General features: G+C 35.7%; 3 protein-coding genes. All 3 read left to right on the top strand.

Going from position 1 to position 4,331, the window contains the following annotated elements; genetic code table 11:
• Nucleotides 1–413: 413 nt before the first annotated feature.
• Entirely contained in the window at nucleotides 414–1,559 is a 1,146-nt protein-coding gene (locus ACJAT7_RS18075; RefSeq protein ID WP_415228192.1) for a glycosyltransferase family 4 protein, read from the top strand.
• A gap of 123 nt (nucleotides 1,560–1,682) precedes the next feature.
• On the top strand, nucleotides 1,683–2,492 hold the full coding sequence (locus ACJAT7_RS18080; RefSeq protein WP_415228193.1) for a transglutaminase-like domain-containing protein: 810 nt from the start codon (nucleotides 1,683–1,685) through the stop codon (nucleotides 2,490–2,492).
• A 164-nt stretch (nucleotides 2,493–2,656) separates the two neighbouring features.
• Nucleotides 2,657–4,331: VanZ family protein (locus ACJAT7_RS18085; protein ID WP_415228194.1), on the top strand; the 1,675-nt coding region annotated here is incomplete at its 3' end.

Below are 4,331 nucleotides of genomic sequence, written 5' to 3' on the forward strand. Positions count from 1 at the left end.
GGACTTCGAAGCAATGATTCTTTTTTAACTCATTAAAGTGAATTTTTTCAGAATCGTCCTCGTATGGACTAGCTAAAATAACATCATGCCCACACTCGTTAAAATATTTTAACTGGTGAAATGTTCTTATCTTTTCACCTTTGTTCGGTGGATACGGGCATCGTTGTGCGATAATAAGAATTTTCATTGTTTAATATTGATGCTCTGGTGTTTTGCTGTAAATTGACAGGCTATTAAGGTTTAAAATGAAAATCATGCAGCACCAACTGACAATTTCACTATAATCTATAGCCTTCACGGTCAAAAAATATATTACACAATGTAACATTTATTTTGAACGTATTGTTAGTATGATTGGTTATCAAACAAATGCCGATAGACTTTACTTGCAACTTATATGAGGTTACAACTATTTGAAAACATTACTGATCACTGAAAACTTCCCTCCTAAATCGGGTGGAAGTGGTCGCTGGTTTTGGGAGCTGTATTCGCGTTTACCTCAGAACGAATACGAAATCCTTGCAGGCGATGAGCTAGCAGCGGAAAAATATGATTCTGATGCCAAAATTCATATATTAAGAGGCAATCTTACATCTTCTGAATGGGGATTTAAAAGTAGTATTGGGCTTAAATTTTATTTCAAAAGCGCTTTGCTAGTACGCAAGATAATCAAGCAAAGACAGATCACACAATTGCACTGCGGGAGAGTATTACCTGAGGGCGTCATTGCATGGCTACTCAATTTATTCACTGGCATACCTTATGTTTGTTATGTGCATGGTGAAGACTTAGAAACAGCACAAAGTAGTCGTGAGCAATATTTTATTTGTGGGCAAGTAATAAAACGAGCAAAAGCTATTATTTGTAATAGTCAAAATAGTGCAAATATAGTGGCTAAGTTCGGCAAACAAGCGGCTTCAAAGACACAAGTTTTACATCCTGGTGTAGACAGCAATATCTTTGTGCCTAAACAAAGAAATCAAGAATCTTTAACGTCACTAAATTGGATTGACAAAATAGTTGTGCTAACAGTAGGACGGCTCCAAGCTCGTAAAGGGCAAGACATGATGATTAAAGCGATTCCGGAGATACTTAAGGCCAAACCGAACTTTTTATACGCAATTGTGGGTGACGGTGAAGAATTCGATGCTTTAGTCAAACTCAGTACTGAACTCGAAGTAGAACGGCATGTTCAATTTCTGAGGGGGATTACCGATGAGCAGATGATTGAATGTTACCAACAATGTGATTTATTTATATTGCCTAACAGAACGATAGATAATGACATTGAAGGCTTTGGAATGGTCTTGGTGGAAGCGCAATCATGTGGAAAGCCTGTTATCGCAGGTGATTCAGGGGGAACAAAAGAAACAATGTTACTCGGTGAATCTGGAGTTATTATTGATGCAACACAGCCATCGAATATTGCTTCAACTGTGGTTGGCATGTTGTCAGATGAGCAAAAGTTGAAAGACATGGGAAGCAAGGGAAGAGAACATGTACTTAAAAGTCTTGACTGGAAAGCGCTGGTGCAAAGGGCTAAAGAATTGTTTGCATAACTGTTAAGTGCAATCCTTTATAAGTAATGTATTGGTATTAAGTTGACACTGGTTGGCGCCTGAATAGTGAGCTTATCTTCTTTCGAGCAATGACATAAGATTGTCTGTAATCATGAGGTAAACGTGCAAATTAAAGTAGCTATAAGGCACATGCTTTTAGTAACAGGTAGTTTACTGTTAATAATAAATATATATGGATTAAGTAGAGATATTCGAGTCTCTGATTTTCACGATGATTATTTGATTTTTCCGAATGATCAACCAACTGATTTCAACAGCACGTTTATAGACTTAATAAGGCATAGCGACGAAGGCGATATTGAGTATGCAACCAGAATTACTCATGTTGTTGCTAAAGGACTTGCTCATGTAGATTGGTTGGTTTATCCCAGTGAAAAATTCAATCAACTTATCCCTATTTGGGAAAACTATTTTTTATATTTTATGGGTAAATTCTCTGGCATACCTGAATATCAAAGGTACCATTTTGCTAATTATCGTCGGAGCTTAGAGCGAGGAATTGGTATTTGTGGTGACGCCTCAATGATAATGTCACAGCTATTAAATGAGCAAAATATTTCCAATAAAATTTTGACATTCCCTGGCCACGTGGTCGTAGCCGCCACATTCGAAGATGGGAAACAGTATATTCTTGACGCCGACTTTGGCGTGGTTATTCCTTATCCTCTTAATGAGTTTGCAACTAGCAGTCCAGAAATTGCAAAGCTTTATTCAGAAGCTGGATACCATATGGGACATTTCTTACTGTTTCAAAAAATATATAAAGAAAATTACAAGCAATGGGATGGAGTACAGCACTTTATTACCAACAAATACTATTTTGAAAAATTCGCTTACTGGTTAAAATGGCCTTTGCCTATTTTCATGATACTAATTGGGGTCTTAATGTGGCGTAAAAATAGAACTAAATAACAGGGACAATATATTATTAATGTTGTTATCAGAATCAATCCCAATATTTAATTAAATGATATCTGTTTCATGTTTTAAATAATGGTTCTGAGTGAAATGATTGGCTTTTTAACGTTAGGTAAACTGCCAGTAATATTCAATTTTCTATTCTTAAAAGTGACCCAATGCGATTTTTACTTATAACCATTATATTAATAGCTTACGGGTCTTTATATCCTCTTGAGTTTATGAGCCCTGCTGACTTTTCAATTCAAATCAGTAAATTGACTGATTTTAGATTTTGGAATAGCGGAATTAGCGATGCCATAGCCAATTTTTTTCTATTTATACCTTTTGGTATTGCCATACAACACACATTCAAGGCGCGTTCGTTTAAAGTTATCTTAGGTTTAGTTGCGATAACATTTATATATGCCTTTTTAGTTCAAATAAGCCAGATCTGGACACCAAAACGTATCCCATATGGCGGTGATGCAATGTGGAACCTTTTCGGGGGTATTGTGGGCATAAAAATATATGCTTCATCGAGCCAGCTTTTGAAAACCATGAATGTGGGACTTGGTTGGAGTCTAAATTTACCCCTAATTGTGGTTGCCAGTTTCATGGTTATGGATTTACAGCCATTCATACCCACGTTTGACTTAGGCACAATCAACAATCATTTTAAAGCGGTTATGTCTACACAGGGGTTGAGTTTAATAGAAATAGTACGGCATTCAGTTTTCTATTTTATCCCTCTCTCACTGTGGCGAGTATCGTCTAGTGACCCTAGTGGAGGGATTAAAGCAGCTAGTGTTTTATTTATAGTTGTTTTTTTACAGTTGCTTATTGTCAATAGTGAAATTGACAATAATTTACTGCTTGGTGCCGGTATCGCTATATTCACTTTTAGCCTTACTAGCCATCCAGTTACTTTAAAAACACTCTTATATTGCATTACCGCTTTAATAATATTTAATAGTTTAAATACCTTTGAATATAGAGGAAGTGTTGATTTTAATTGGATACCATTTAAGCCTGCATTAAGCGGAAATACCCTAGTTAATATTTTTGCTCTCTTTGAAAAATCGCTGTTTTATTGTTTGTTCTTTTATTTAAGTTGCCGAAACAAAATAAAATTTAGTAAAGCGTGCCTCACCCTTTCTTTAATTGTATTTACCTTAGAGGCGTTACAAACAAATATTAAGGGGGCGACACCAGATATCACCGAAAATATTGTTGTTTTATTAACAGCCTATGTCATGTGGGCATGGCTATACAAACATGAGATTGAAAAAAATTTTAAAACCAACGTTGATATTCTTCCTAACACACCACTTGTACTTTTAAAAAGCTCCAGATTAAGACTTTTTTTGTTGTATTTAGGTTTAGCTGTTGTAGCGCAGGCGTTATTTATGAGTTTGCCAAACTTACCTTACAATATCGTCGAGCTATACAATAATGGCGGTACTGTTGTTGAATTTTCTTTTCTTTATTTAGCTATTTTTATCGCAATTTTTAGTATGGTTTACATAGCTCAAGGCCATAGTACAGAGAAGGTTTCTAATCTGAAATTACCTTTGTATTCTGCTTGTTCAAGTATGGCGACGTTATTGCTTTTAAAAATGGCCGTAACCAGCGAGAGTATCGCTGATATTGCTGGGTCTGCAAATTTAACCTATCAATTAACTGGTTTACGTATCTTGGGCGAATTTGGTTACCAACTAGTGATGTTTTTTGGTGAACAAAATGTTCGCAGTATCAGTCAATTTATTGAACCTTTTATACGATTTGCAGCGTTAACTGGCCCCTTATTATATTTTTTGACTCTGTTTTTATCTTTCACCTATTCCTTGCATT

Source organism: Psychromonas sp. (assembly GCF_047632995.1).
Lineage (GTDB): Bacteria > Pseudomonadota > Gammaproteobacteria > Enterobacterales > Psychromonadaceae > Psychromonas.